Raw genomic sequence first — 25,387 nt, 5'->3', positions numbered from 1 at the left:
GGATAAGCATTGATTCTACATAAAGTAACCTTTGGTTCGCTGGTTAATGATGATAAAGATGAGGCGCTGGAGTTGGCGTTCAGCTTTCTCTCTACGCTTGCGCATAATGGGCAAGTAAATGTAGATGATTATGTCTGCGCAGTTCAGCAGGGGCTTGTTTGCGCATATGTTAATACGCTTGGACCCAGCGCCACGGAGCTGAGGTTCTATAACCGTTATGGCTTGAGGTCATTGGAAGAGCTTAAAGGGTATTTCGGCGGTGAACCGGTTTGGGAAACGTTGGAGGATAACGCGGCAAAGACAGAAGCCTCATGGAAAGGCGCCCCATTCCTGTACCTGCATACGCTCGAAAATGACGGCGAGTCGCCGTTATATCGGGGCGACAATGGAGAAAATATCACCCTGTATACCGTTCCTTGTGACGCAGATGAGCGTGAGCAGGCTTATTTCTGGCAACGGGATTGCCGTCAGTGCGATTCAATGTGGATGAGGTCCGCCGTGCTTGAGTCAGAAACCTATAAGGAACTTGCTGACGCCAAAAGCGCGCTGACCATAGCTGGGAAAGAGGTGTGTCGGATCATTGAAGCCGCCACTGGCGTACCTACATACTACTTTCTCTTTCGGTATTGGGGCCGGCGCAAAAATGAGGAAAAACGTCGGTGTCCAGGGTGCGGTGGAGATTGGCGGACAGGTCATTCTATTGAGGGGGGCAGCGACCTCTGGTTATTCCCCTACCAATGCGAACCCTGCAGACTGGTCGCCAGCCATGCATTAGCGGACGATGATGAGCGGCGCGCCTCAATTGGCGAGTGGAAAGGCGATTAGTAGCCGCCGGCTGGCGTGAATTTCCGCCTTTATTTGTATCCTGGGATTGATGGTCTATTCTGGTTATTTTGTAAGGCTGCTCGTTAGGAGTGGCGTGGGCTGAGTATTTGGAGTTGGAAATGCGGAAGTTGGCGGTGGTTTTCTTGTTATTGCCAGGGATGGCTGAAGCGGGTATTTACAAGTGTACGGATGCGTCGGGCAATATGACGTTTTCGGATCGTCCCTGCCCGGGGCAGAAGCAGGAGCAAATCAAAAAGGATGCGGCGCCCGTCGCTACGGACGATGAAGGTTCGGCGTCAGGGGAAGCGCTGGGATCGGATTTCTGCTCTAAATCCATCAGCAATGGCAAGGACTGGCTGTCGAGCATGCGAGATGTCGCCAGGAAAAACCTGAACTCCGGCCACATGACGCAGGCGCAATACGATGAGGGCATGCCTGAGTTGAAGCGCATTGAAGGCAAGCTAACCCAGCGCGAGTGTTCGCAGGCGCAAGGCAAACAACGTCAGTTCTTCGAGTGTCTCAATGACGCGTCCAATCACATCGCCCAGTGCATGAGCACGTATCGGCCCTATTAGTCCCTTAGAAAACGTCGGGCGCTACACCACAAATTCAGATACCTGCCGTCGCAAATCCGACACGGACTGCTGAATGCTGGCTCCGGCTTGGGCGGATTCGGCGGCGGACTGCTGTGTGCGCTCCGACGCGTCGGCGATATTGACGATATTGCGGTTGATCTCCTCCGCGACGCCGCTTTGCTCCTCCGCCATGGAAGCGATCTCAGTGGTGCGATCGTACAGACCAATCACTAACTGGTTGATGTTCTCCAGACTGCTGTCAGACTCGGTGAACGCCTCGCTGGAGCGCTTGGCCCGTTCTGACGCGGCGCTGATGGAACGTACGGCGCTTTGACTGCCGGTTTGCAGGCTGTCTATGCGGTTTTGAATCTCTGTGGTGGACTGCTGGGTTTTATTGGCGAGAGTGCGCACTTCATCCGCCACCACCGCGAAACCGCGCCCGCTGTCTCCCGCCCGCGCAGCCTCGATGGCGGCGTTAAGCGCGAGCAGGTTGGTTTGTTCGGCGATGGTGCGTATCACCAGCAATACGGAGCCGATTTCTTTGCTGTGAGAGTCGAGTTGATTGACGACTTCTTCCGCATTGCTCATCTCCGTTTGCAGCGAATGCAACATATTGCGCAGATTATGCGAGATAGAGCCGGACTTCTTGGTTTCCGACTTGATGTGGTCGACATCATTGGCCACCAGCTGCACATGCTCCGCCACATGATGAATGCTGCTGGACATTTCTGAGATGGCGGAAGAGATCTGTTCAATTTCCTGCTTTTGATGCGCCACGGCTTCATCGGCGTGCTGGGTGTTCTGCTTTAATTCATCAGATTGCGACGAAGCCAGTTCCGCGGATTTATTGACGTTCAACACGATTTTCTGTATCCGCTCGATAAAGACGTTGAGGCCTTTGCCCACATCGGCGATTTCGTCATTGCCCTGAATCCTCACCCGTTGCGTCAGGTCCGCTTCACCTTCGGCGATGTTCCAGATGGCTTTGCTCAGCACATCCACCTTCAACACTACCCGTACGCCCAGCACCAGGGATATCAGCACGACCAAAATAACTCCTGCTGCAAGAGAGGCCGTGGTCAGACTGCCAATTAACGACTCCGCTCCCTCGCGAATTTGTAGAACGGCAGAGGAAATGGACTCGTCCGTTTGCGTTTCGGTGTTTTTCAGAGACAGTCGCAGCGCCTCTGACACGCGTGACAATTCACTGCCGAGGACATTGGCCACCGCCACTTTGCTCTGGTTGGTAAGATCTGAGAACTGGCCTTTCAGGCGCTCCATCTGACCGTCGATGCGGGAAGTGCTGACGCCAACCACGAACTGGCCGATCACCGCTCCCTGTGGCGCAATGTCCGTACGAATGACAACGATGCCGGGATCTTTCTCCGCCGCATCGATGACTTTGGCCAGCGAGCCTTTGCCTTCGCCCTGTTTGATCAACTCCTGCACTTTCTCATCGGTGCGGTCGACATAGCGGGTCAACTGCTCGGGTTCCTGACCGAAGAAGCCATAAAAGCCGGCGAACACGATAGAGTCGCTGTTATCCACCAACTGCGCCAGGCGCGTCAATTCAGGCGTGTCCCGGTCCCAGATAGCGGGCGGGGCGATAGCGGCGACGATGCCGGTGAGGTTTTTAACCCCTTCATCCAGGGTCTGTCGCAGATTCTGGGCGATATCCTTGCGCTGATTCTCCAACTGCGCGCCCAGCTTACTCTGTAGCTGCTGCTGGGCGTTGTCGGACATGGTCTGTAATTGTGTGGCGACGGTGCTTTCAGCCGCGCTCAATTCAGTGCTGACCTTCTGGCGGCTGTCACGCAGGCCGGACTCGACCTCTTTGACCAGATTGTTTAACTGAAATTGTCCGAGCAGAATATTGGCGACAATCTGCAGCGCCACCGCAACGCACAACACGATAAGCACCGGCCGCAACAGCCGGGTGGTGAAAAAACGCAGCAATTTAGGCATAGACATCCCCAGAAAGTACTGACAAACGGCGCAAAGCCCCCTCGCGTCCTGACGGAAGAGAAGAGGGCTTTTGTCAAAAACCTTCTTTAAGAATAGTCTATCCCACTGTTTTGGCTAAAAATAATGCTAAATCTTAGCGGCTATGGCCGTTAAGCCTTACTGGGGCGCACCGCGTCGTCACCGTAGATGCCGGTGAAAACCTCGCCATCGCCTTCGCTCCAGCCCCGATACATGCCTTCCGTATTAAAATTCAACACCACTGCGCCGGTATGGTCGATGGCGATCAGTCCGCCTTCGCCGCCTCTGGGCTGTAACTCCTCGAACAATACCTGGTGCGCGCACTGCTGTAGCGATTCGCCCAGATAACGATAACGGGCGCACACCTCATGCGCCACCACATGGCGGATAAAATATTCGCCATGTCCGGTGGTGGAGACGGCGCAACTGCGATTGTCGGCGTAAGCGCCGCAGCCGATCAGTGGAGAGTCGCCCACACGGCCGTACTTTTTATTGGTCATGCCGCCAGTGGACGTGGCGGCGGCCAGGTTGCCGGCCTGATCAAAGGCGACAGCGCCCACGGTGCCGAATTTATAGTCCTCTGCGCCCGGCTCCAGGCTGGGCTTGGCTTTATCCTGGGCCTGACGCCACTGGCTATGGCGCATGGGGGTGCCGAACCAGGAGTTTTCCACCTGGGGCAATCCCATGGCCTTGGCGAAACGGTCAGCGCCTTCACCCGCCAACAGGACATGTTCGGACTTATTCATGACCGCGCGGGCCACGGTCACAGGATTTGGGCTGTTGCGGATGCCCGCCACGGCGCCGGCTTTCAGGGTGGCTCCGTCCATGATGGAGGCGTCCAGTTCATGGTCGCCATCGTAGTTGTAGACGGAGCCTTTGCCGGCGTTGAACCACTCGCTGTTCTCCAACTCGCGCACCGCCGCCTCGACGGCGTCCAGGCTGGTTCCTCCCTGGGCTAATATCTGTTTGCCCGCCATGACCGCTTGCCGCAGGGCGGCGTGTACTTCGTTCTCCTGGTCCTCTGTGAGCATTCCTTTGGACAGGGTCCCCGCTCCTCCATGAATGGCGATCGCGTATCGATTCGGCTGCGTCATAAAAGTTTCCTGGTTTTCTTGATGAAATACTGCTGGCGCCTGGGGTTTTCCCCAGTTATCGCCCCAGGCGGGGCTTGTTTAACTGGAGCGTTTCAACAGCAGATCAATATTCCAATTTTCCAGTCAGGGGATCAATCATCATGTTATGCGTTTGTCGGTCGACCCTATTTATTCACGCCTGGCGCAGCACGCCGATTTTGGCGCTGGCGATTATCGCCGTCTCTGTATTGGCGTCGTCGCCTGCACGCGCCGCCGACGGGCTGGCGGATGTTTATCAACGTATCGAGGCCATACGCATCAGCCGGGCGCTCTGTAACGAGGCGAAGTTGTCTGTGGTGAGCGAAGTGACTTACCAGCAGTGGGCGGAGCGCAATCAGGTTGCGCAGGTGGAGGCCGTGGTGCGTCGTCGCGCTGAGGACAACCCGAAAGCGGGCTATCTTCTGGAGACCGCCAAACTCAAAATGCGCCGCTCTCTGGAAAGTAAGATGCCGCGACTATGTAAGGCGATGGCGGAAGCCATCGCCAGCGATGAATTCAATCCGGTCCGCAATAATCCGGATTTTTATCGAACGTTGAAGACTTCTCCACACCATGCCGACGCTGCAAAGGCGGCTCCCAGTTCATCCCGGAACCAAGGCGATAAACCTGCGGTGAAGGTGTCCCTTATTTCCGCTGAGATGGATAAGTACCTGAAACAGGGGAGCGGCCCGGATTGGGATGAGGTGGAGAAGGTAGTGCTGATCTCCTCGACAAACGGCTTCAGCCTGATATTTAAACCTCAGATTCTGTTCAGTAACGGCGATCTGTATCGTGATTTCGACCTGGCGTTGGAAGACCTGGATGTAACAGCTTCCCGGCGCGTCCGGCCCAGAGCCTGGGGTACTTGGAAGGAGCAGGGCGATACCTACATTTTTAGTATTCCCGGAGACGATCCCAGGGAGGTTCCCCAAGTTTATCCAGTATGGCCTGCAGACAAGAACGCGAAACTGGATGGAACCTGGAAAGCCGGTTCAACCATGATCATGCCCAGCGCTGAAATGGGCATGATGGATGTCATCGCCTCAGCGCAAACCATCACTTTCACCCGTGACGGACGTTTTGAACTGAACCGGTCTTCCGGCGGCTCTGTGGCGTCTGCAGGCGCGGGCGTCTCCACCTACGCCAACGCTGGCGCCGCCGGGAAATATCGCCTGAGCGAATACGCGCTCACCCTGCAGTTCGATGATGGGCGCACCGAGCGCGTCAGCTTCTATCATTTCGACAGCAAGGGAGGCAAATCCTCCACCGTGGCGGGTATCGCTGGCGTCACCTTTATCAAACAGGATGACGATTAATCAGGCAGACAAATAGCTTCCTTCTATTTGTCTGCAACGACAGGGCCTGCACATGTCAGGCCCTGTCTCCCGCGGCTTAACGCCGCGCAGGCGCGTCCATGCGCCTGATGATCAACATGCCAATATCATTGCCATGTTAATAATTGCTCGTTAGCGCCATTTGTTCAATTACGGATTCAAGGGAAAAGTTGTAGGCCGAGATGGTTGGGTTCAAGGCAAGGGAATAGCGGGAGAAGTCGACTTTGCGCAGGGTCTGTGGATAGTCTTCCAGGCGCTTCAGCACGGCGATGATCTTGCCGGCGTTGCGGTGATTGGCCAGCAGCAGAGGGGTATGAAACACGCTGGTGGCCACCGGGCGGGGCTTACCCTGTAAATGATCGAAGGCCAGGATGACCGCCCAGGCCCCTTCGACATAGTGGCCGCCGGCGGTGATCGTGAGCGCGCCTTCGCTTACCTGGCGCAGAGAGGTCGGGTTGATGTCATAGGAATTGACCCAGACATCCCGGCCCGGCGTGCGCTGGTATTTCTCTAACGCGGCCAGGACGCCTACAGTCGTGCGATAGTTGGCGGACCAAATGGCGTTGGTGTCAGGAAAGCGCTCCAGCAGCCCCATCGTGCGACTTTCCGCATCTTCGGCGCTCCAGTCTGTGTACACCACCTGATTAAGCGTGACGTCGTCGAATAAGCCTACCGCCGTGCGCAACCCTTTCTCCCGGGCGATGGCCGGGCCATCGGCGGCGAAGCCATTGATGGCGATCATATTGACCCGGCGTCCGGGAGCGTTGGCTCTGACATTACGAATCAGCGCGACAGTGACGGCGGTGGCGGAGCCGATATCGTCCGGCAGCAGTTGGGCGATCCAGTGTTCGAAGCGCTGCTTGGGACTCCCCAGCGTGTCGGCGGCCTCTCCTTCGAGGCCGCTGTTATAGAGCACGCAAATCACCGGCGAGCTTTCACAGAGGGGGATGAAGGCTTCCGCCGTCTGCAGAAAGTTCGGAAAAATAATGGCGTCGAACTTACGCCGCTCTTTCAGCAAGCGTTCGAACTGCCGCAGCATCAAATGGCGGTCGGCGTCGCCGTCCAGCACATGCAGCTCCACATCCAGGTCTTCCGCAGCGCTTTGCGCAAACAACGCCACCCGGTTCCAAAACGGAGTGTCGTTGGGAATCAACAGGGCGAAGCGATATTGCGCAGCATTTGCTGCGCAGCAATAAAACAGCAGAGCGACCCATAACGACGCGCCTCTGACCACAGATGCCTCTCAGTTTATGTAATTCATGCAGTTCTTGCCGTTCAAGCAGTTCGAGAAAGGAATATGACAAAGTATCGCTTACCTGTGAGGAAAAGCCAAAGTGATGGGGCGAGCGGGGTGGTCAATGTTCACTCAAATGGTGCGATACGCGCCGGACATAGTGCATGGTGTTGGGATAACTTGGTGCGTCAGGTGATTTTCGCCAGCGCCAAAAAAGTGCGTCGTTAAGATGACTGAATGTCAACATAATGATTTAAAAGATAAAAATCCGCCAATGGTATGAATGTTGGATTGATGTGGTCAGTTCTTAACCTCGGAGCGGACCATGAAAGTCACGATAACGCTAAAGAATCTGGTGAAGGGGATTGTCCTGTCCTGTTGCGTAAGCGGCGCTTTTGCAGCGGAGCCGGAGAAGGAAGATTTGAAGTTTGGTTTCATCAAGTTAACCGATATGGCGCCATTGGCGATTGCGCGGGAAAAGGGATTTTTTGAAGACGAAGGTTTGTACGTGGAACTGGAGGCTCAGGCCAACTGGAAAGTACTGCTGGACCGGGTGATCACCGGAGAGTTGGACGGCGCGCACATGCTGGCGGGGCAACCGCTGGGCGCCACTATCGGCTTTGGCACTCAGGCGCACATTATTACCGCGTTCAGCATGGACCTGAACGGCAATGGCATCACCATGTCCAACGATGTCTGGCGGGAGATGAAAAAGCATATCCCGATGGAGAACGGCAAGCCGGTGCATCCTATCAAGGCGGATTACCTCAAGCCGGTTCTGGAGAAGTACCGGAACGAAGGCAAATCCTTCAAGATGGGCATGGTGTTTCCCGTCTCCACCCATAACTATGAACTGCGATACTGGCTGGCGGCGGGCGGAATTCATCCCGGTTACTACGCGCCGCATAAGGGCGACATCACTGGTCAGATCAAAGCCGACGCTTTTCTATCCGTGACGCCGCCGCCGCAGATGCCGTCCACTTTGGAGGCGGGCACGATCTTCGGCTACTGCGTGGGAGAACCCTGGAATCAGCAGGCGGTCTTCAAAGGCATTGGCGTGCCGGTCATCACCGATTACGAGCTGTGGAAAAATAATCCTGAGAAAGTGTTTGGCGTTTCCAAAGCCTGGGCGGATAAATATCCCAATACCCATATCGCCGTGGTGAAAGCGATGATTCGCGCCGCCAAATGGCTGGATGAAAACAACAACGCCAATCGCCCCGAGGCGGTGAAAATCCTGTCCCAGTCCAATTACGTCGGCGCGGACTATGAGGTAATCGCCAACTCCATGACCGGCGCGTTTGAGTACGAAAAAGGCGATAAGCGCGCTCTGCCGGACTTCAACGTGTTCTTCCGCTATCACGCCACTTATCCCTACTACTCCGACGCCATCTGGTATCTCACCCAGATGCGTCGTTGGGGGCAGATTCCCGCAGCCAAGCCTGACAGCTGGTATATGGAAACCGCGAAGCAGGTCTATCGCCCGGATATATACCGCAAAGCGGCGGAAGCATTGATCGCGGAAGGCAAGATGGCGAAATCCGACTTTCCCGACTTCGCCAGTGAAGACGGGTTCCGTCCGCCGCAGTCCGAGTTTATTGATGGCGTCACCTACGATGGTCGCCAACCTAATGCTTATCTCGCGCGCTTCAGCATCGGTCTGAAAGGCGACGAGACAGTGGAATAACGGCTCTGCGTCGGGCGCGCCCGACGCCTTTGGCGTGAGGACGGATAAATGATGGCTCAACTCTCTCAACGGCTGGAAAGCGCGGCTTGGCTGGCGCCCTGGGTGCGGTTGCTGAAAGGGGAAAATCCCCGTGAGCAGCTCTCTGCAATTGTGCGGGGCGTTGGCGTGCCGCTACTGGCTTTTCTATTGTTTCTGGGCGTCTGGGACGCGGCGGCGTCGCGCATTCAGACCTCGTTGGGGGCTGTGCCGGGGCCGGCGCAAGTCTGGGAACAGGCGCAGGGACTATGGCTGGAGCACCGACAAGAGCGGGCAAAGGCGAAAGCGTTCTATCAACGTCAGGAAGAGCGCAACGCGAAAAAGCTGGCGCAGGACCCTGCCGCGGAAGTGAAGTGGCGTTCCTACAACGGACGTCCGACCTATCTGGATCAGATTGTCACCAGCCTCTATACCGTCTTCGTGGGCTTCAGTCTGGCGGTGCTGATCGCCGTGCCGGTTGGCGTCGTGTGTGGGTTAAGCAAGACCATGTACGCGGCGGTGAATCCACTGATTCAGATCTTCAAGCCGGTGTCGCCACTGGCCTGGCTGCCGTTGGTGACCATGGTGGTGAGCGCGGTGTACGTCACCGATGATCCGTTGCTGGAGAAATCGTTCATCAACTCCGCCATCACCGTCACCCTGTGCTGCATGTGGCCGACCTTGGTCAACACCATCGTGGGCGTGTCCGGATTGGACAAGGACCTGAACAATGTCAGTCTGGTGCTGCGCCTGTCCTGGATGACCAAGGTGCGCAAAGTGGTGCTGCCGTTCGCCGTGCCGATGATCTTCACCGGCATGCGCTTGTCATTGGGTGTGGGCTGGATGGTGCTGATCGCCGCCGAAATGCTGGCGCAGAATCCGGGGCTCGGCAAATTCGTGTGGGATGAGTTTCAGAACGGCAGCTCCAATTCCTTGGGGCGCATCATGGTGGAGGTGTTCACCATCGGCTTTATCGGCTTTGCGCTGGACCGCGTCATGCTGGCCATACAGCGTCGCATCGCCTGGGATAAAACAGCGGACATACGCTGAACAAATTGAACCTGTGAGCTTTAATCAAGAGGAGTCGCCTATGTCCGCTGAACATTTGTTGATCGACCATGTCAGCATAGAATTCGATACGCCAAAAGGGAAATTCAAAGCCCTGGATCGGGTCAATCTGCGCATTGCGAAAGGGGAATTTGTTTCCCTGATTGGGCATTCGGGATGCGGTAAGTCCACGGTGCTCAATATCATCGCTGGGCTGTTGCAGGCCACGGAAGGCGGCATCGTGCTGGACGGCAGGGAAGTAAACGAGCCGGGGCCGGAGAGGGCGGTGGTGTTTCAGAACCATTCCCTGTTGCCCTGGCTGACCGCTTATGAAAACGTGGAGCTGGCGGTGCGTCAGGTATTTCGCGGCAAAAAGAACAAGCGGGAAATGAAGGAGTGGATCGAGCACAATCTGCGTCTGGCGCATATGGATCACGCCATGCACAAGAAGCCGTCAGAAATTTCCGGCGGCATGAAGCAGCGGGTCGGCATCGCCCGCGCTTTGGCGATGGAGCCCTCGGTGCTGCTGATGGATGAGCCTTTCGGCGCGCTGGACGCGTTAACCCGGGCGCATTTGCAGGACTCTTTGATGGAAATCCAGAATGCGCTTAACAACACGGTCGTCATGATCACTCACGACGTGGATGAAGCGGTGCTGCTGTCCGATCGCATCGTTATGATGACCAACGGGCCGGCGGCGACCATTGGCGAAGTGCTGCCTGTAGACCTGCCGCGTCCGCGCGATCGGCTGGCGCTGGCGGATGACAGCCGCTATAACCACTTAAGGGCCGAAGTGTTGCGTTTCCTGCATGAGCGGCGCGGGGATAAAACAGCGCCCTCTGTGGAAGAGGACTCCAGTACAGTGATTGAAAACGGCGCGAAAAAGCCTTCTCAATCGCCGCGAAAGGCGCAAGAAGCGGCCTGATCAGGCCGCTCAGAGAGTCGATTAATAAACTTTATCGACACAATGACGTTACTTTTCTTCACAGACATACGTATTTCCCGCTAGACTTATCGCCGGCTAAATGACTCTCATTTAGTCACTAAAGAAAAGAAGAGGGATAATTCCAGTGCCTGTAACTTCTACATCATCACAACCACAATCATCATCGAGACCCAGGCTGTCGATCAAAAAAGTATTGATAGCCAACCGCGGCGAGATCGCGGTGCGGGTCGCCCGCGCCTGTCGCGAACTGGGCATTCGATCTGTTGCGATCTATTCGGAAGCAGACCGTTACGCCTTGCACGTGAAGAAAGCGGACGAGTCCCATTGCCTGGGGTCCGATCCGTTGCAGGGCTATCTCAACCCGCATCAGATCGTGAATCTGGCGGTGGAGACAGGCTGTGACGCGCTGCATCCGGGCTATGGATTTCTCTCCGAAAACGCTGAGCTGGCGGAAATCTGCGCCCAGCGGGGGGTGAAATTTATTGGTCCGAGCGCCGACGTCATTCGACAAATGGGCGATAAAACCGAGGCTCGCAACAGCGCCAAGCGCGCCAGCGTGCCTGTGACTCCCGGCAGCGAAGGCAACCTGAGGGATCTGGAGCACGCGGTGGAAGTCGCCGCGGGCTTAGGCTACCCGGTCATGCTGAAAGCCACCTCCGGCGGCGGCGGACGCGGCATTCGCCGCTGTAACGACGAGAAAGACCTGCGCAGCAACTATCAACGGGTTATTTCTGAAGCCACCAAGGCGTTTGGCCGTGCGGAAGTGTTCCTGGAAAAGTGCATCGTCGACCCGCGTCATATCGAGGTGCAGGTGTTGGCGGACGCTCATGGCGGCGTCGTGCATCTGTACGAGCGGGATTGCTCCATTCAGCGCCGTAATCAGAAACTGATCGAATTGGCGCCCTCGCCGCAGCTCTCCAACGAACAGCGCCACTATGTGGGCGAACTGGCGGTGAAAGTCGCCAGGGAAGTGGGTTACGAAAATGCGGGGACGGTGGAGTTTCTGCTCGATCATGACGGCAGCTTCTACTTCATGGAGATGAACACCCGGGTGCAGGTGGAGCACACTATCACCGAGCAAATCACCGGCATCGACATTGTCAAAACCCAGATCCGCATCGCCGCAGGCGAGCCCCTGCCTTTCCTGCAGGCGGACATCAGCTATCGCGGTTTCGCCGCCCAGTTCCGCATCAACGCGGAAGACCCGAAAAACGGCTTTCTGCCCAGCTTCGGACGCATCAGCCGCTACTACTCTCCCGGCGGCCCGGGCGTACGGACCGATGCGGCGATTTATACCGGTTACACCATTCCTCCTTACTACGATTCCATGTGCGCCAAGCTTATCGTCTGGAATCTGACCTGGGAGGACATGCTGGAGCGCGCCGAGCGGGCGTTGGAGGATATGCAGATTTACGGGATTCGTACGACGATCCCCTATTATCGCGAGATTCTCCGGCATCCCGAGTTCCGCGCGGGAGACTTCAATACCGGTTTCGTCGAAGCCCATCCTGAACTGATCAACTATTCCATCAAACGTCGGCCGGAATCGCTGGCCGCCGCGCTCGCAGCGGCGGTCGCCGCGCAGGCGGGCATGTAAGGGAGCGAATTAAGTATGAGTAAGAAAATAAACATCACTGACGTCATCCTGCGCGACGGCCACCAGTCGCTGATCGCCACCCGCATGCGCACGGAAGATATGCTGCCGGTGGCGGAAAAACTCGACAAAGCCGGTTACTGGTCTCTGGAAGTATGGGGCGGCGCCACGTTCGACGCCTGCGTGCGCTTCCTGAAGGAAGACCCCTGGGAGAGACTGCGTCAACTGCGTAAAGCCATTCCCAACACGCGTCTGCAGATGCTGCTGCGCGGTCAGAACCTGTTGGGCTACCGACACTACTCCGATGACGTGGTGACGGCGTTTGTGGAAAAGGCCGCCAGCAATGGCATCGACGTATTCCGCATCTTCGACGCCCTCAATGACGTGCGCAACCTGGAAACCGCCATTGCGGCGGTGAAGAAAACCGGCAAGCACGCTCAAGGCACGATCTGCTACACCACCAGCCCGGTGCATACTGTCGAGGCGTTCGTGGACCAGGCCAAGCGTATGGCGGATATGGGCGCGGACAGCATCGCCATCAAAGACATGGCGGGTCTGCTGACGCCGCAAGTGACTTTCGATCTGGTCAGCGCGCTTAAGCAGTCCTTGAAACTGCCGATCTTCCTGCATTCCCACTACACCTCGGGTATGGCGTCCATGTGCCAGTTGAAGGCGGTGGAAGCGGGCGTGGATCATCTCGACACCTGTATTTCCTCCTTCGCCGGCGGCACCAGCCATCCGCCCACGGAAACCATTGCGGCGACCTTGAAAGCGGCGGGCTACGAAACCGGTCTGGATATGAAAATTCTGGGCGAGGTGGCGGCGCATTTCCGTGAAGTGCGCAAGAAGTACCATCAGTTTGAAAGCGAATACAACGGCGTCGACACCAGTGTGCTGATCAATCAGGTGCCTGGCGGCATGATGTCCAACCTGGCCAACCAGTTGAAAGAGCAGGGCGCGCTGGATCGCATTCGCGACGTGTTCGCCGAAATTCCACGGGTGCGCGAAGACCTCGGCTATCCGCCGCTGGTGACGCCGACCTCCCAGATCGTGGGAACTCAGGCGGTGCTTAACGTCATTACCGGCAAGCGTTACGAAACCATCACCAACGAAGTGAAGCGCTATCTGCAGGGCTGGTACGGTCAGGCGCCGGCGCCGGTGAATCAGGAGTTGCAGAAGCAGGCAATTGGCAAGGAAGACGTGATCGACTGTCGTCCCGCAGACCTGTTGCAGCCGGAGTTGCACAAGCTGAAAGAAGAAGTGGGCGATCTGGCGGAGTCGGATGAAGACATGCTGACATACGCTATGTTCCCGGAAGTGGCCAAGCCCTTCCTGCAAGGGCGCAAAGCGGGCACTCTCAAGCCGGAGCCGTTGCAGCCGAAGGCGGACGCCAAGGCGGCGGGCGTGGCGACCGAGTTCAAGATCACTGTTCACGGCGAAACCTACGACATTCATGTCACGGGCGTCAGCCCCGGCAGCGAGAGCGAGCGTCGTTTCTACATGACGGTGGACGGCGAGCCGGAAGAGATCATGATCGAATCCACCGGCGCTTATACGCCGGCTGAAGGCGGCGGCAAGCGTCAGCGTGCTTCCGCGCCCGGTCATATCACTACCGCCATGCCCGGCAACATTGTCGATGTGCTGGTCAAGGAAGGTCAGACCGTGGCCGTTGGCGACGCAGTGTTGATTATCGAAGCCATGAAGATGGAAACCGAGATCAAAGTCGGCGTCGCAGGCGTGGTGAAAGGCGTTTTCGCCAAGAAAGGCGACCGCGTCACGCCGGGAGAAATCCTGGTGGATATCGAGACCGCCTGATCCCGCCTGTCAGGCATTCACCATCGTCGTCCCTGAGGGGGCGGCGGTGGTTTCCCCTCGTTTAGCCTATCCTCTCCGTTTCCTTGCAATTAAGTTCCTGTGGTCAGGGCTGGAAGGGCTGAATGTCGTCCAGGCCTTTGCCGGTGGCGACCATTTCGTGCAGGGCGTCCGCCATGCGCTCGCCTTCCTGCAACACTGTGCGCCAGTATTTGAGGCGGCTGTCCGCATCCAGATGCTTGAAATCATTACGATCGGATATTTTGCCGTAGGGGAGTTTCGCCACCAGATCCCTGGACGGCGCCAGCATCAACACGTTGTCATAATGGCGGGGATCGACGCGTCGATAAGGCAGCTTTTTATCCAGCCATCCTGGCGTTACCTGCTGACTGAAGTGCGGGTAAAGGACCAGCCCCTGGCTTTGGTTAAAAGGCAGATCAAAGTGGTAATCCAGAATGCCGCCGTCACGGTAAACGCCTTTGGGGGCGTCCGTAATGCCGGATACGCCGGAGAGTACCAGCGGTATTGCGCCTGACGCCATTAGCGCCTGCTCCAGATTCTGCGCATGGAGAGGAGCGGTGCGGGTCGGCAGATCCTTTAACTGCAACGCCGGTTCGGCGCCGGTGTGGAACAGCACACGCTCGAAGAACAATCCCAGCGCTCGCCGACTCAGCGTATTGGCCCCGGCCGCCAGCGCCAGACCGAATAACTGCAGCCAGACTTTTTCCGAAGCGGCGGGACCGCGGCAACGGTCCGCCAGAATATGCGTGCGTATACTAGGGTGAGCGGCGACTTCCGCTGCGCCATTGGCGCCCAGCGTGGTTTGCACCATCAGCCTGGCTTTGGCGGTGATCTCCGCCACGTCGGGTTTGTCGGAGTAGCGTTCCTGGGAATAATGCTCCGCCAGCCGGGTGATCGCCGCCACCGGATCGTTCTGGGCGAAGCAGGCCATGCGCCAGGCGCCGGCGGAAGAGCCGAGGGTGTGCAGCGGCGTACTGCGATCTTTGAAAAACTCACCGGACAGATACTTGTCCAGCCCGAACAGGATGAACCATTTGGGTCCGCCGGATGCTCCGGCCAGCAGATTGAAGTCATTCGCTTTCAGACCGCGATTGCGGATGTGTTGCAAGGCCTTTGGGCCGGCGATCAGAGTGAGGGCGGATGACATGGCGGGCTCCCGTGAAACGTCAGTGGGGCATCATGCCAAAGCAGAGGAAGAGCGACAAGCGTATAGACGCCAGGAAAAAGGGTGGGAGACCGGCGTTGCGACCGGCTCCCGGGTTGGCGGTTAAGCCGATGCCGTCCCTGGCGACGAAATACTTTTCGCTCCACAGCGCCTGAGCACACGACTTTCCGGTTCCCGACGACATCTGGGGATAACGCGCGCGCTGCCAATCGCCACGCACGTAGGCGCGCAACGGGAACTGGCCGGAAAATTGCTGCAGGATTTGGGAGGGCGCGAATGCTACAGAAAGCCCCCGGTATTTACAAGGAAATCCCATCCGTCGCAGCGGTTAAAATGTCAGCGTTTGTAACCGAATGTAAGATAACGGAACGACTCACCTGCTCTGGTATATGTTTAATAAGGTCTGGACAAAAAGACCCGACAAATTGAGTAGTGGGTTTAATAGCTGAAGGCTATATACTTATAACTCTGAAAACTAACCATAGAACTAAGAGGTAATCGGGCATGAGTTGGGTCAGTGAGGCGATTCAGAAGATTGAGGCGGATTTCCAACGTTCGGCGGACACGCATTTGATCAAGGTCGATCTGCCCTGCATTCCAGATATTCATCTCTATTTGAAAGACGAGTCCACCCATCCCACCGGCAGCCTGAAACATCGTCTGGCGCGCTCCCTGTTTTTATATGGGCTGTGCAACGGCTGGATTCGCGAGGGAACGACAATCATAGAAGCGTCTTCCGGTAGCACGGCAGTGTCCGAAGCCTATTTCGCCCGCTTGCTGGGACTGCCTTTCATCGCGGTGGTGCCGGCGTCCACCTCGCAGCAGAAGCTGGATCAGATCACGTTTTACGGCGGCAAATGCCATAAGGTCAGCACCGGCAGTATTTATGACGAAGCGGAGCGACTGGCGCGGGAAGTCGATGGCCATTATATGGATCAGTTCACTTACGCGGAGCGGGCGACGGACTGGCGCGGCAACAACAATATCGCCGAATCCATCTTCCAGCAGATGCGGGCGGAGCCTTTTCCTATTCCCACCTGGATTGTGATGAGCGCGGGCACTGGCGGCACCTCCGCCACCATCGGGCGCTATCTGCGCTATCAGCAGCATGCGACGCAGCTGTGTGTGGCGGACCCGGAAAACTCGGTGTTCTACGATTACTACCAGACCCGCGATGCCTCCCTGACCCTGGCGCAGCCCTCCTGCATTGAAGGCATCGGCCGTCCGCGGGTGGAGCCGTCCTTTATCGCCGGTATTGTGGACCGCATGATCAAAGTGCCGGATGCGGCCTCCATGGCGTCGCTGCGCTGGCTGCAGCATTTATTGAATCGCCGCTGCGGCGGCTCCACGGGGACCAATCTATACGCCACCGTGCAGTTGCTGGCGGAAATGCGCGCCCGGGGCGAATCCGGTTCAGTCGTCAGTATGATCTGCGACGGCGGCGAGCGTTACCTGGATACTTACTACAATCCTCAATGGCTGCAGGACAAAGGCTTCAACACGGCGCCCTATGAAGAGCAACTCAAGCGTTTTGAATGCAGCGGTGAGTTGAACTGAGCGTCGTCCGCCGCAGTGAGTGCGGCGGTTCTCGACATCATCGACTAGTTCGTGCAGACGGTGTCGTTGACCTGCACAGACGCGGCTCCCAGACTGAGGAACTTGTCGCTGATCACGTTCGGGCGGCGGAATGCGATGTGCAATTCTTCGCTGAGCGATTCCAGATAAAAGCCGTGAGTCTGCAGTACGTGCTGCAGACTGCGTCGGGTATGAAACGCCATGTGCGCGTTGCGCGGACAGGCGTACCACCAATCCACCCCCTGCATTTCAATATCTCTGGGCTGCAACAGCGTGCTCAGTAACAGCGCGCCGTTCGGCGCCACCAACGAACATAACTCTTTAAACAGATGATGCTGATCGCTGACATGCTCCACCACTTCGAAGGTGGTGACCAAGTTGTAAATCCGGGAAGGCTTTTTACAGTTGGCGTGATGGTGAGGGTCGTACGTGGCGCAATCACTGAAGCCCTGATGACGCAACAGACGCTCCAGATGCCCTTCGCCACCGCCGAAGTCCAGCAGGGATTCATCCCTTAGATCATCGCCCAAAGCGCGGGTCAGGAATTGCGACAGGCGGGCTGCTCGCTCGCCGGCGAAGGGCGGATCGGCTTTCAGGTATTCGCTGTTGTACACCTGCCGCTCGAAGTCCGCATCGCTCCAATCGTCGAAATAGGGCGTGAACATGAAGCCGCACTCGCGGCAACGGTAGTAATCGACTTGAATGAGGGACGGGGGGAAGACCCGGCGGCCTTCAAAATGATCACTGCCGGATTTGTTGAAGTCCGTGGCGCCCATATATTTCACACCGCCCAGGCAGATCCTGCAGGCGTGTACTGCTTTGTCCATAATCGCATCCATTTCTATGCTTATTAGTATCGTCGGCGCTGCCGGAGCGCATCCGACCGACGCCGTCCTGAACCCTTTTTCTTTTTTGATGGCCTACCCGCACAGCAAGCGTCGCCGCGCGCACGCCAGCCGTGCGGGGCTGCGCCAGCGTGAATAGACCTATGCTGTTAATATAAAACGAAAAGCCGTGAAATATCCAAGTTTCGTTGGACACAGAGCGACGCGATGACGAAAAGCAGGTGGGAATGTAGCTGGAGGGCCAGGCGCGTCTAGTGCGCCTGTGGTCGACCGAGGTATTTGAAGATAGTGGATTTCATCTGCTCCACGTCGATGGGCTTAAGGATGAACTCCTGAAATTTAAGGCCGAGCCGACTGGCTTCCTGGCTGCCGTTCACATTGGCGGTGACGGCGACGATAGGGATGTCGGCGAGTTCCGGATCTTCCTGAAAGCGGGAGCAGACATCCAGTCCGGAAGTGGTGGGCAGGTTGAGATCCAACAGCACCAGTTGCGGACGGTAAGTGCGGGCCATGGCGATGCCTTGCTCGCCATTGTTGGTGGTCAGCAACTGGATGTTGCGCATACTGGCGAACAGACTCTCCATCAAGCGGATGTTGGAGTAGTTGTCTTCGATATAGAGCACCGTGGCTTTGGGCGCGGCGAGGATTTCCAAATCCGGCGGACGCGGCGACACGGCTTTGACGGCGCTGCGGTCCTGGGCTTTGACCACATCGAGAATCGGGAATTTCACCCAGAACAGACTGCCTTGGCCTTCTTTTGATTTGAAGCCGATTTGCCCGTTCATCAATAACACCAGTTGCTGACTGAGGGCGAGACCAATGCCGGTGCCTTCGATGGCCATATCCTGAGCCAGGCGCTCGAAGGGTTTGAATACTTTATGGTGATCTTTCTTGTGAATGCCGATGCCGTTGTCCGCCACGCTCAGGCACAGCATGCCGCTGCGGCTTTCGTGCTCCAGCTCGATCTTGACCCAGCCGCCTTTGCGATTGTACTTGATGGCGTTGGTAAGGAAGTTGGTCAACACCTGAACCATGCGGGTGCGATCCACCTTGATCAGATAATCCAGACGCACTTCCGGTTCATAGACGCTGATGTTGTTCATCATCGCCATGGAGCGGATCATGGACACGGACTCATTGACCAGAGACTGTACCGAACAGGGCTCGATACTGATGCTGAGCTGGCCGCTCTCGATCTTGGACAGATCCATGATGTCGTTGATGAGCGATAGCAGGTGTTCACTGGCTTTGTAGATTTCGTCAATGTTCTGCATCTGTTCCCGGGACAGATTGCGGCTTTCCATCTGCATGAGCTGGGCGAATCCCATGACCGCATTCAGCGGCGTGCGCAGTTCGTGGCTCATGTTGGATAGGAAACGGCTCTTGGCGTCGCTGTTGGCTTCCGCCCGACGGCGATGGAAATCCGCTTCGACCTTGGCCTGCTTGGCCAGATACATCAGCCAGTACAGAGAAATGAAACCGATCAATACGGTCACCGCCAACACAGACAGCAGTACTTCCGCATAGAAGAAGATATTGGCCAGTTCGTCTCGTTTGGCTACACGCAGCGTCACCTGTTCCTGATGGGCGATCAGCGTCAGTTCATGGGCGATGCGGCGGGTTTCGTCGAGCTTGTCGATCAGTTCGGGGAGTATCGGGTCGGGGTCATTGACGGCGTTGTCGAATAAAGGCGACAGGGCTTCGATCTGGTAAGTGACGGAGGTCATCAAAGCCTGAGTTTTTGGCAGGAGGCTGATGGCCTCGCGAAACTCGCCTTTCTTGAACAGGTCGGTGCGGCTGAGCAGCACCGAGTAACGGATATCCAGATCTTCCGGCAGGTGGTCGCCATGCTGCAGCGCATGGGCGATGATCAGCATATTCATCACTTCCACTTCGATCTGATGAATAGACCAATACAAATCGTCCTTCGCGACTCGCACCTCCAACGCACCTTCGCGTAACGTGACTATGGTGGCGGTAACGGCGATGGCGAGTATGACTGTGGCGGCGGCTAATACAACACCGAGAATCGACCGAATTCGCTTTACCAAAAATATCTACTCTGAAAATGACGCGTTATGCGGGTTACTCAACTTTTATCTGAACAAGTTGCCATATACAACGTTGAAAGAAAATTTCATTTTTGGTTTCGGGGACAAGGTCGAAGGGATAGATGACGAAAACCGGACCTTTTTCCCTGATGTTTAACGTTTCTCCATCTATACGCGTGGCCAGCACGACATCATAGGTTTGAAAATCCTGAATCGGGATGTTGGTGGCGTAGTCGTTCAGAGCGATGGCTTTGACCTTGCCGCCCTGCGCTCCCACCAGTTTCATCAGATCACGCGCCAGCGGGCCGGAAAATGTCTTCGGCGCATCAAACCAGGGCGTACTGGTCTTGATACTGTGCTGGGGCAGTTGATCGAGCATAGCCAGATCGAATTTCGCTACGTTCCTACCGTTAGTGTTGGCGATTTTACCGCTGACGGTAAGCACGGCCCTTCCCTGTGGCGCATTGAGTCCCTCTGCGAGGGCGGGGGCGCAAATCAATCCCAGCCCGAATACTACCAAAATAAGACGCAGTGCTTTCATGACGCCCTCAAATGACCATTTCCTTCATAAAAATAACCGACAAGCATGAGCTTTGAATGACGGACAGGCAAATTTTTTTCGGGCTTTGGACCTCGAATTCTCCCTGCGGAAACGCCTCGGAAGCATGCTGCAGCCGTTCAAGGAACAGTTGTAATTAAATAATAATAGACGGATTCGCATTAAATGCTGAGTCAGTTTCTTATCCGGCCCCATAAATTGACAGAAAAGCGGCCGTTTTCATAGTTCGCCTGCGTAAAAAGATTTTTCCGGCCAAACACGCGCAACTCTATGAAATTAATACTTCTTTCACTCGCCATCTAGGATTGCCGGATAATTTGATCTAAAGTTGTCCAGTCAAAGGAGGACTTATGCAAACTGAACTTACTCTCGTTATTGGCAATAAGAATTACTCGTCGTGGTCTTTACGCGCGTGGCTGCCATTGAAGCGCAGCGGGCTGGCGTTTTCAGAGGTGTTTGTCCCCCTGATGACGCCGGGTTACAAAGAAAAACTGTTGGAATACTCACCGGCTGGAAAAGTGCCGGCGCTGTTGCTTGATGGTCGTCCGATATGGGACTCGTTGGCCATCGCCGAATGGGTGGCGGAACAGAAGCCTGAATTCTGGCCCCGGGACTCCCTGGATCGGGCGTGGGCCCGCGCTGTGACCGCGGAAATGCACTCTGGTTTTCCTGGTGTGCGCGGCGCCATGCCGATGAACTGTCGCGCAAGCGGCCGTCGGGTGGAATTGGATGAGGCGACTCGGGAAGAAGTCGCGCGTATTTGCGAAATCTGGACCCAGTGTCGGGAGGCCTTCGCGAACCGCGGTCCCTGGTTGTTTGGAGAATGGAGTATTGCTGACGCCTTCTACGCGCCGGTGACGTCCCGTTTCCGTACCTATGGAGTTGAAGTCAACGCGGTTTGCGCAGGCTATATTGAAACGACCTGGAGCGATTCGTTAATGCAGGAGTGGCTGACCCATGCCCAGCAGGAAACGCAAGTCATCGAAAAAGGGGAAGTGGGATAACCCCCTCCTGTCTGCGGACGTAATCGAAATTTGATGTCTTCGATGCGCACCTTTCTTTCCGTAGCGTGCGGCGCCAGCCGCCGCTGCGGCGTTCCTGTTCCTGCCGTCTTATTGTCGCGATGGCGCTGGGCCCTGATTGGGCTTTTTGCGTTGTTGGCGATGCATCAACCTGCTCTCGCCCGCGATCCCTGCGACGCCATTTCCCTGTTGGAGCAACAATGGCGCGTGCGTCTGGCGGAGTCGCAACGTGATCTGGCCTCTTTCGCCGCTTTGCGACGGGGCGAGGTGGAGCCTGGATTTCAACTATCGCATTTAACGCCGGTGGCGCTGGATGATGATTCCGCCGTAGCGGATTACCTGCAAGTGCTGCGCTCCGACGGCTATCTGCCTATCTCACCGTCGGGGCTGGATCAGTGCGCGCGCCTGCTCAAACCGATGCAGGCGCTGCAGGCGGAGCTGATCGCTCAATTAGCCCAATTGCGGGAAGCGCGGCTGACGTTGCTTACTCAATCCGCGGATATCCGATGGGCGTTGCAGCGCCTGCTGTTGAAGCTAGAGCGCCTGCAACCGTTGACGGCGGAACTGGCGCAACGCCAGGCGGCGTCGCAAAACGTTGGTCCTGACGCGGCGGTAGCGAGCCCGACACCCTCTGCGCCGGAGACCGGTAAAACCACAACCGACGCGGAAGCCCAGGCCGAAGCGGTGCGACGCACCGCCGCCGTGGAGCGTCTGGCGGTGATAAGTCAGCGCACGCAGACATTGCTGGCGGAATTGGCTGCGCATTTATATGTAGACGCTGCGTCCGGGAGCCTGGACGACTTGTGGCCGCAGATCCTGGCGCTGAGCGGCAATCCCGTGCGGGAGCTGGCGATGCGGCTTCCGGATTTGCAAGCGCGGCCCCAGGCGCTGGCTGAAGCTATAGAGTCTCTGCGGGTGCAGGCGACTTATCTGCGCAATCACCGCATTGCGGACGATGGCGTGAGAGCGGCGTTGCGTACCTGGCGTGAACCGCAGCGGGAATGGACAGGATTGCGGCAGGAGTTGGTCATGCTGCCGGAAATGACCCTGAATGCGTTGATCGGCCCCGTGATGGAAGAATACACACTGGCCCGTGAACGCCAGGAACAAATAACGCTGTTGTCGCTGTGGTCGTTGCAGGTGATTCTGCTGGCCCTGGCCGCCTGGTTGATGGCGCGCGCGGCGGCCTGGTCAACGCAGGCGTTGTCGCAGTTGCAGCGACGACTGTTGCGACTGCTGGGGCAGACCGCCGCCATGCGGCTGGTCAACGGTCTGTTTTGGGTGCTGAAGCCCAATGCGCCCTGGCTGATGATCTGGTGGCTGTCCGTCACTCTCAGCAATTTGTCTCCTTCTCATTGGTATCTGTTTCATCTGCTGCGCCCCCTGGGTGTGGCTTACGCGCTGTTTCGCGGCATCCGGGTCATGAGCGAGTGGCTGTTTTCCCGCATGTATGGGCAAAGCGGCGTTTTCGTTACTCAGCAAACCGGCGAACTGCTGCGGGCTGAGGCGGGACGTCTGGCGGTCAGCGCTGTGGTGTGCTGGGCGTTGCGGGAAATGGCGTTAGCCACAGGAGGCGGATACGTTTATTTCATCGTACAGAGCGCCGTGATTCTGTATCTGTGGTGTCTGGCGGTACTGTCGTTGCGTCGTCATGGCGACGTCTGCCACAAGTTTATCTGCCGGTTGAGTACAGTGAACTCGCGCGAGTCCTGCTCCCTTCTGCTGGATCGTCTCTGGATCATTCCCTGGTGGCCGCTGCTGTTCATCGTCGCGCAGGGTTGGGATCTGTTACTGCGCTTGCATCAACTGCTGGGACAGTTCGACGCCTACCGCTCTCTCAGCGTACGCATTCTGCGCCTGCATCTGGAAACCGCCACCAGCGCGGAGACGGAGGAAGAAAATGCGGAAACGGATGAATATCAGGCCCGCTCTTATCGTTACTGGATGTTGGACCGCCCTCGCGAGGAGCAGGCGGTGATTGCTCATGACGCGCTATTGGCGACATTGACCAAACCAGCGGCCGACTGGGCGGAGAAGCCGGGCGAGGACAATATGCTGTTGCTGGTGGGCGAGCACGGCAGCGGCAAGACTTCTCTGGTTAGCCAGTTTGAGAAAAATTGGGATAAGACGCCGGTGCGTTTTCTCAGCGCGCCGCCGAAGCTGACATCCGTGGAGGCGGTGACGGCCTTTCTCGCCGAGTCTGCGGCCGCCGGCGCCGAGCGAAAGGAGGAGGACGCGCCGGCTGCGCAGAAAAAAGTCGTGATTGTCGATCAGGCGGAAAACTTTTTACTGGCGCAGGTCGGGACATTGGATGGCGTCAAAGTCTTCCTGCAGCATCTCAATGACGCTTCTCCAGACACATTCTGGATTGTCGTCATGCATGCGCCGACCTGGCGTTATCTCAGCCGAGTCTTCCAGCGTCATCATCAGTTTTCCACGATCATCGCTATGCCCAAGTGGAGTCCTACAGATATTCGTAAGCTGCTGTTGTCCCGTCATCATGCCTCACACCGACGCTTGCGTTACGATGAATTGTTACTGTCGGCGCTGGCGGGAACGGAGTCTGCGTCCTTCAAAGCCGCTGACACCCGCGTCTTCAACCTGATGTGGGAACTGAGCGCGGGCAATCCATTGACCGCGTTGCATCTGTGGCTGGAATCCGCCCGTTTCGATCACCGCACGGTGGAGATCGGCATTCCCCAGCGTGTGGCGACCTCCGTGTTGAACGCTTTGCAGGACGATGAGTGCTTTATGCTGGCGGCGGTGATCCAGCATGAGAATCTCACCCCGCAGGAAATCGCCGCGGCCACCACCCTGCCGTTGGCGATGGTGCGGCAGACGCTGAAATCCGGCTGCGCGGCGGGTATTTTGTGGGGGGATGAGAAAGACAGATATCGCGTGCATGCGCTCTGGTATCCGGCTTTAACCACTTACCTGGGCAGGAAGAATATTCTGCATGGATAACCAATCAGTCGAAAACCTGTTGCAACTGGGTGGGCTGTTCGAGCCCGGCAAAATCGCGCTGCTGGCCCTGGGTATTTTCATCCTCTGGGGCGTTAACCGGGCGGCCCGGCATCTCTCCGACAGCCTGATGGACAAGCTGCCCAGCCAGCGTTTCCTGACCTTGCAGGTGATCACCTTATTCAGCTTTATCTGGTACATCGGCGGAACCTATTGGTTGCTGGTCACAGTAATCGAACCGCCGAAAGAATTTCTGCTGGCCATAGGCGGCAGCGCCGTGGTGGCCATTGGCTTTGCGCTGAAGGACATCGCCGCGTCCATGATCGCCGGCATTATGTTGTTGTTTGACCGACCTTTTCAGGTTGGGGACCGGGTGGCGTTCGGCGACGACTACGGTGAGATTGTCAGCATTGGACTGCGTTCCGTGCGTCTGCGCACGCTGGACGACAACATGGTGACGATTCCCAACTCCCGCTTTATTACTGAGACGGTTTCCAGCGGCAACACTGGCGCGTTGGACATGATGGTGGTGACGGAGTTTTATCTGTCGCTTGATGCGGACCTGGAGCTGGCGCAAAACCTGGTTTATGAAGTGCTGGCCACCAGCCGCTTCATTTTTCTGAAGAAGCCGATTAGTTGCGTCATGACGGAAGTGGCGCTGGCGGATCGTCTGGCGGTGCGCCTGACGGCCAAGGCTTATGTATTGGACGTTCGCTTCGAGAAGGCGTTCCAAAGCGATGTGGTGATGCGGGTTGAGCGCCAGTTCCGCGCCCATCATATCGCCCGTCCACAGCGGGACGGCGCACGTGAAAGCGAAGCCGGGCGTAACGCCGTCGCATCCGCGCCAATACCGAACACGTCTTATCAACCGCCTGAGGCGCCCGTCGCAGACTAAGCGCAATGGCCGCAACGAGGCGACCAGCGTTAAGCTTTGTCACTGGCGGTGATAAAGAGGTTGGTGCGGAGCAAAGCCCGGCGTGTTTCCAACCGCCGGTCAGGCTTGGCTGCGTGTCGGGCGCAAAGG

The 25,387-nt window shown here is 57.0% G+C and carries 20 protein-coding genes; 12 read left to right on the top strand and 8 right to left on the bottom strand.

Going from position 1 to position 25,387, the window contains the following annotated elements:
• Positions 1-9 precede the first annotated feature (9 nt).
• Both EUZ85_RS01135 and EUZ85_RS01130 read left to right on the top strand, forming a co-directional pair.
• Positions 10-825, top strand: coding sequence for a DUF2310 family Zn-ribbon-containing protein (locus tag EUZ85_RS01135; protein ID WP_127974118.1), 816 nt, complete (start codon positions 10-12; stop codon positions 823-825).
• A gap of 119 nt (positions 826-944) precedes the next feature.
• Positions 945-1,400, top strand: coding sequence for a DUF4124 domain-containing protein (locus EUZ85_RS01130; RefSeq protein ID WP_127974117.1), 456 nt, complete (start codon positions 945-947; stop codon positions 1,398-1,400).
• A gap of 21 nt (positions 1,401-1,421) precedes the next feature.
• On the opposite strand, the gene EUZ85_RS01125 is transcribed toward EUZ85_RS01130, so the two are convergent.
• Positions 1,422-3,365 (bottom strand): methyl-accepting chemotaxis protein, encoded by a 1,944-nt coding sequence (locus EUZ85_RS01125; RefSeq protein WP_127974116.1) that lies wholly within the window; start codon positions 3,363-3,365, stop codon positions 1,422-1,424.
• A 149-nt stretch (positions 3,366-3,514) separates the two neighbouring features.
• Positions 3,515-4,477: an isoaspartyl peptidase/L-asparaginase family protein gene (locus EUZ85_RS01120; RefSeq protein ID WP_127974115.1), complete on the bottom strand. Its 963-nt coding sequence runs from the start codon at positions 4,475-4,477 to the stop codon at positions 3,515-3,517.
• 140 nt (positions 4,478-4,617) lie between these two features.
• Between EUZ85_RS01120 and EUZ85_RS01115 the strand changes: the two genes are divergently transcribed.
• Complete coding sequence (locus EUZ85_RS01115) at positions 4,618-5,811, top strand: hypothetical protein (RefSeq protein ID WP_127974114.1); 1,194 nt, start codon at positions 4,618-4,620, stop codon at positions 5,809-5,811.
• Between the two features lie 136 nt (positions 5,812-5,947).
• Here the strand turns inward: EUZ85_RS01115 and EUZ85_RS01110 are convergent, their stop codons facing one another.
• Positions 5,948-7,063, bottom strand: coding sequence for an ABC transporter substrate-binding protein (locus tag EUZ85_RS01110; RefSeq protein WP_127974113.1), 1,116 nt, complete (start codon positions 7,061-7,063; stop codon positions 5,948-5,950).
• Between the two features lie 325 nt (positions 7,064-7,388).
• Here EUZ85_RS01110 and EUZ85_RS01105 point away from each other — a divergent pair, with 325 nt between their 5' ends.
• The 5 genes from EUZ85_RS01105 to oadA all read left to right on the top strand — a co-directional run bounded on the left by EUZ85_RS01105 (position 7,389) and on the right by oadA (position 14,167).
• Complete coding sequence (locus EUZ85_RS01105; protein WP_127974112.1) at positions 7,389-8,750, top strand: CmpA/NrtA family ABC transporter substrate-binding protein; 1,362 nt, start codon at positions 7,389-7,391, stop codon at positions 8,748-8,750.
• Between the two features lie 48 nt (positions 8,751-8,798).
• Positions 8,799-9,815, top strand: a complete 1,017-nt coding sequence (locus tag EUZ85_RS01100; protein ID WP_127974111.1) for an ABC transporter permease — start codon at positions 8,799-8,801, stop codon at positions 9,813-9,815.
• 40 nt (positions 9,816-9,855) lie between these two features.
• Positions 9,856-10,737, top strand: a complete 882-nt coding sequence (locus EUZ85_RS01095; protein WP_127974110.1) for an ABC transporter ATP-binding protein — start codon at positions 9,856-9,858, stop codon at positions 10,735-10,737.
• 202 nt (positions 10,738-10,939) lie between these two features.
• Complete coding sequence (locus tag EUZ85_RS01090) at positions 10,940-12,355, top strand: acetyl-CoA carboxylase biotin carboxylase subunit (RefSeq protein WP_206618173.1); 1,416 nt, start codon at positions 10,940-10,942, stop codon at positions 12,353-12,355.
• A gap of 15 nt (positions 12,356-12,370) precedes the next feature.
• Positions 12,371-14,167 carry a sodium-extruding oxaloacetate decarboxylase subunit alpha gene (oadA, locus tag EUZ85_RS01085; RefSeq protein ID WP_127974109.1) on the top strand — a complete coding sequence of 599 codons (1,797 nt, stop codon included), beginning with the start codon at positions 12,371-12,373 and terminating at the stop codon, positions 14,165-14,167.
• A gap of 103 nt (positions 14,168-14,270) precedes the next feature.
• Here the strand turns inward: oadA and EUZ85_RS01080 are convergent, their stop codons facing one another.
• Entirely contained in the window at positions 14,271-15,332 is a 1,062-nt protein-coding gene (locus tag EUZ85_RS01080) for a patatin-like phospholipase family protein (protein WP_127974108.1), read from the bottom strand.
• Positions 15,333-15,351: 19 nt separating this feature from the next.
• Positions 15,352-15,666, bottom strand: a complete 315-nt coding sequence (locus EUZ85_RS01075; RefSeq protein ID WP_127974107.1) for a hypothetical protein — start codon at positions 15,664-15,666, stop codon at positions 15,352-15,354.
• Positions 15,667-15,854: 188 nt separating this feature from the next.
• Here EUZ85_RS01075 and EUZ85_RS01070 point away from each other — a divergent pair, with 188 nt between their 5' ends.
• Positions 15,855-16,907, top strand: a complete 1,053-nt coding sequence (locus tag EUZ85_RS01070) for a PLP-dependent cysteine synthase family protein (RefSeq protein ID WP_127974106.1) — start codon at positions 15,855-15,857, stop codon at positions 16,905-16,907.
• A gap of 44 nt (positions 16,908-16,951) precedes the next feature.
• Here EUZ85_RS01070 and EUZ85_RS01065 read toward each other — a convergent pair whose 3' ends face one another.
• The 3 genes from EUZ85_RS01065 to EUZ85_RS01055 all read right to left on the bottom strand — a co-directional run bounded on the left by EUZ85_RS01065 (position 16,952) and on the right by EUZ85_RS01055 (position 20,362).
• Entirely contained in the window at positions 16,952-17,752 is an 801-nt protein-coding gene (locus EUZ85_RS01065) for a class I SAM-dependent methyltransferase (RefSeq protein ID WP_241566920.1), read from the bottom strand.
• A 269-nt stretch (positions 17,753-18,021) separates the two neighbouring features.
• Positions 18,022-19,821, bottom strand: coding sequence for an ATP-binding protein (locus EUZ85_RS01060; RefSeq protein WP_127974104.1), 1,800 nt, complete (start codon positions 19,819-19,821; stop codon positions 18,022-18,024).
• A 34-nt stretch (positions 19,822-19,855) separates the two neighbouring features.
• Positions 19,856-20,362, bottom strand: a complete 507-nt coding sequence (locus tag EUZ85_RS01055; protein ID WP_127974103.1) for a hypothetical protein — start codon at positions 20,360-20,362, stop codon at positions 19,856-19,858.
• Positions 20,363-20,730: 368 nt separating this feature from the next.
• Here EUZ85_RS01055 and EUZ85_RS01050 point away from each other — a divergent pair, with 368 nt between their 5' ends.
• Genes EUZ85_RS01050 through EUZ85_RS01040 form a run of 3 tightly spaced genes read left to right on the top strand, consistent with a single transcriptional unit; the run spans position 20,731 to position 25,258 of the window.
• Positions 20,731-21,384: a glutathione S-transferase family protein gene (locus EUZ85_RS01050; RefSeq protein ID WP_127974102.1), complete on the top strand. Its 654-nt coding sequence runs from the start codon at positions 20,731-20,733 to the stop codon at positions 21,382-21,384.
• 33 nt (positions 21,385-21,417) lie between these two features.
• Complete coding sequence (locus tag EUZ85_RS01045; protein WP_127974101.1) at positions 21,418-24,366, top strand: hypothetical protein; 2,949 nt, start codon at positions 21,418-21,420, stop codon at positions 24,364-24,366.
• Positions 24,359-25,258 carry a mechanosensitive ion channel family protein gene (locus EUZ85_RS01040; protein WP_127974100.1) on the top strand — a complete coding sequence of 300 codons (900 nt, stop codon included), beginning with the start codon at positions 24,359-24,361 and terminating at the stop codon, positions 25,256-25,258. Before EUZ85_RS01045 ends, EUZ85_RS01040 begins: the two co-directional genes overlap by 8 nt.
• The last annotated feature ends 129 nt before the right edge of the window (positions 25,259-25,387 follow it).

The sequence above is a fragment of the Hahella sp. KA22 genome (genome assembly GCF_004135205.1).
GTDB lineage: Bacteria > Pseudomonadota > Gammaproteobacteria > Pseudomonadales > Oleiphilaceae > Hahella.
The sequence above is the reverse complement of the archived record's forward strand: the minus strand, read 5'-3'. Positions and strand labels throughout refer to the sequence as shown.

Bases quoted from the DNA above. Each gene is read 5' to 3' on its own strand.
- EUZ85_RS01130 (WP_127974117.1), top strand. From the start codon at position 945: ATGCGGAAGTTGGCGGTGGTTTTCTTGTTATTGCCAGGGATGGCTGAA.
- EUZ85_RS01125 (WP_127974116.1), bottom strand. From the start codon at position 3,365: ATGCCTAAATTGCTGCGTTTTTTCACCACCCGGCTGTTGCGGCCGGTG.
- EUZ85_RS01120 (WP_127974115.1), bottom strand. From the start codon at position 4,477: ATGACGCAGCCGAATCGATACGCGATCGCCATTCATGGAGGAGCGGGG.
- EUZ85_RS01115 (WP_127974114.1), top strand. From the start codon at position 4,618: ATGTTATGCGTTTGTCGGTCGACCCTATTTATTCACGCCTGGCGCAGC.
- EUZ85_RS01105 (WP_127974112.1), top strand. From the start codon at position 7,389: ATGAAAGTCACGATAACGCTAAAGAATCTGGTGAAGGGGATTGTCCTG.
- EUZ85_RS01100 (WP_127974111.1), top strand. From the start codon at position 8,799: ATGATGGCTCAACTCTCTCAACGGCTGGAAAGCGCGGCTTGGCTGGCG.
- EUZ85_RS01095 (WP_127974110.1), top strand. From the start codon at position 9,856: ATGTCCGCTGAACATTTGTTGATCGACCATGTCAGCATAGAATTCGAT.
- oadA (WP_127974109.1), top strand. From the start codon at position 12,371: ATGAGTAAGAAAATAAACATCACTGACGTCATCCTGCGCGACGGCCAC.
- EUZ85_RS01080 (WP_127974108.1), bottom strand. From the start codon at position 15,332: ATGTCATCCGCCCTCACTCTGATCGCCGGCCCAAAGGCCTTGCAACAC.
- EUZ85_RS01075 (WP_127974107.1), bottom strand. From the start codon at position 15,666: ATGGGATTTCCTTGTAAATACCGGGGGCTTTCTGTAGCATTCGCGCCC.
- EUZ85_RS01070 (WP_127974106.1), top strand. From the start codon at position 15,855: ATGAGTTGGGTCAGTGAGGCGATTCAGAAGATTGAGGCGGATTTCCAA.
- EUZ85_RS01065 (WP_241566920.1), bottom strand. From the start codon at position 17,752: ATGGACAAAGCAGTACACGCCTGCAGGATCTGCCTGGGCGGTGTGAAA.
- EUZ85_RS01055 (WP_127974103.1), bottom strand. From the start codon at position 20,362: ATGAAAGCACTGCGTCTTATTTTGGTAGTATTCGGGCTGGGATTGATT.
- EUZ85_RS01050 (WP_127974102.1), top strand. From the start codon at position 20,731: ATGCAAACTGAACTTACTCTCGTTATTGGCAATAAGAATTACTCGTCG.
- EUZ85_RS01045 (WP_127974101.1), top strand. From the start codon at position 21,418: ATGTCTTCGATGCGCACCTTTCTTTCCGTAGCGTGCGGCGCCAGCCGC.
- EUZ85_RS01040 (WP_127974100.1), top strand. From the start codon at position 24,359: ATGGATAACCAATCAGTCGAAAACCTGTTGCAACTGGGTGGGCTGTTC.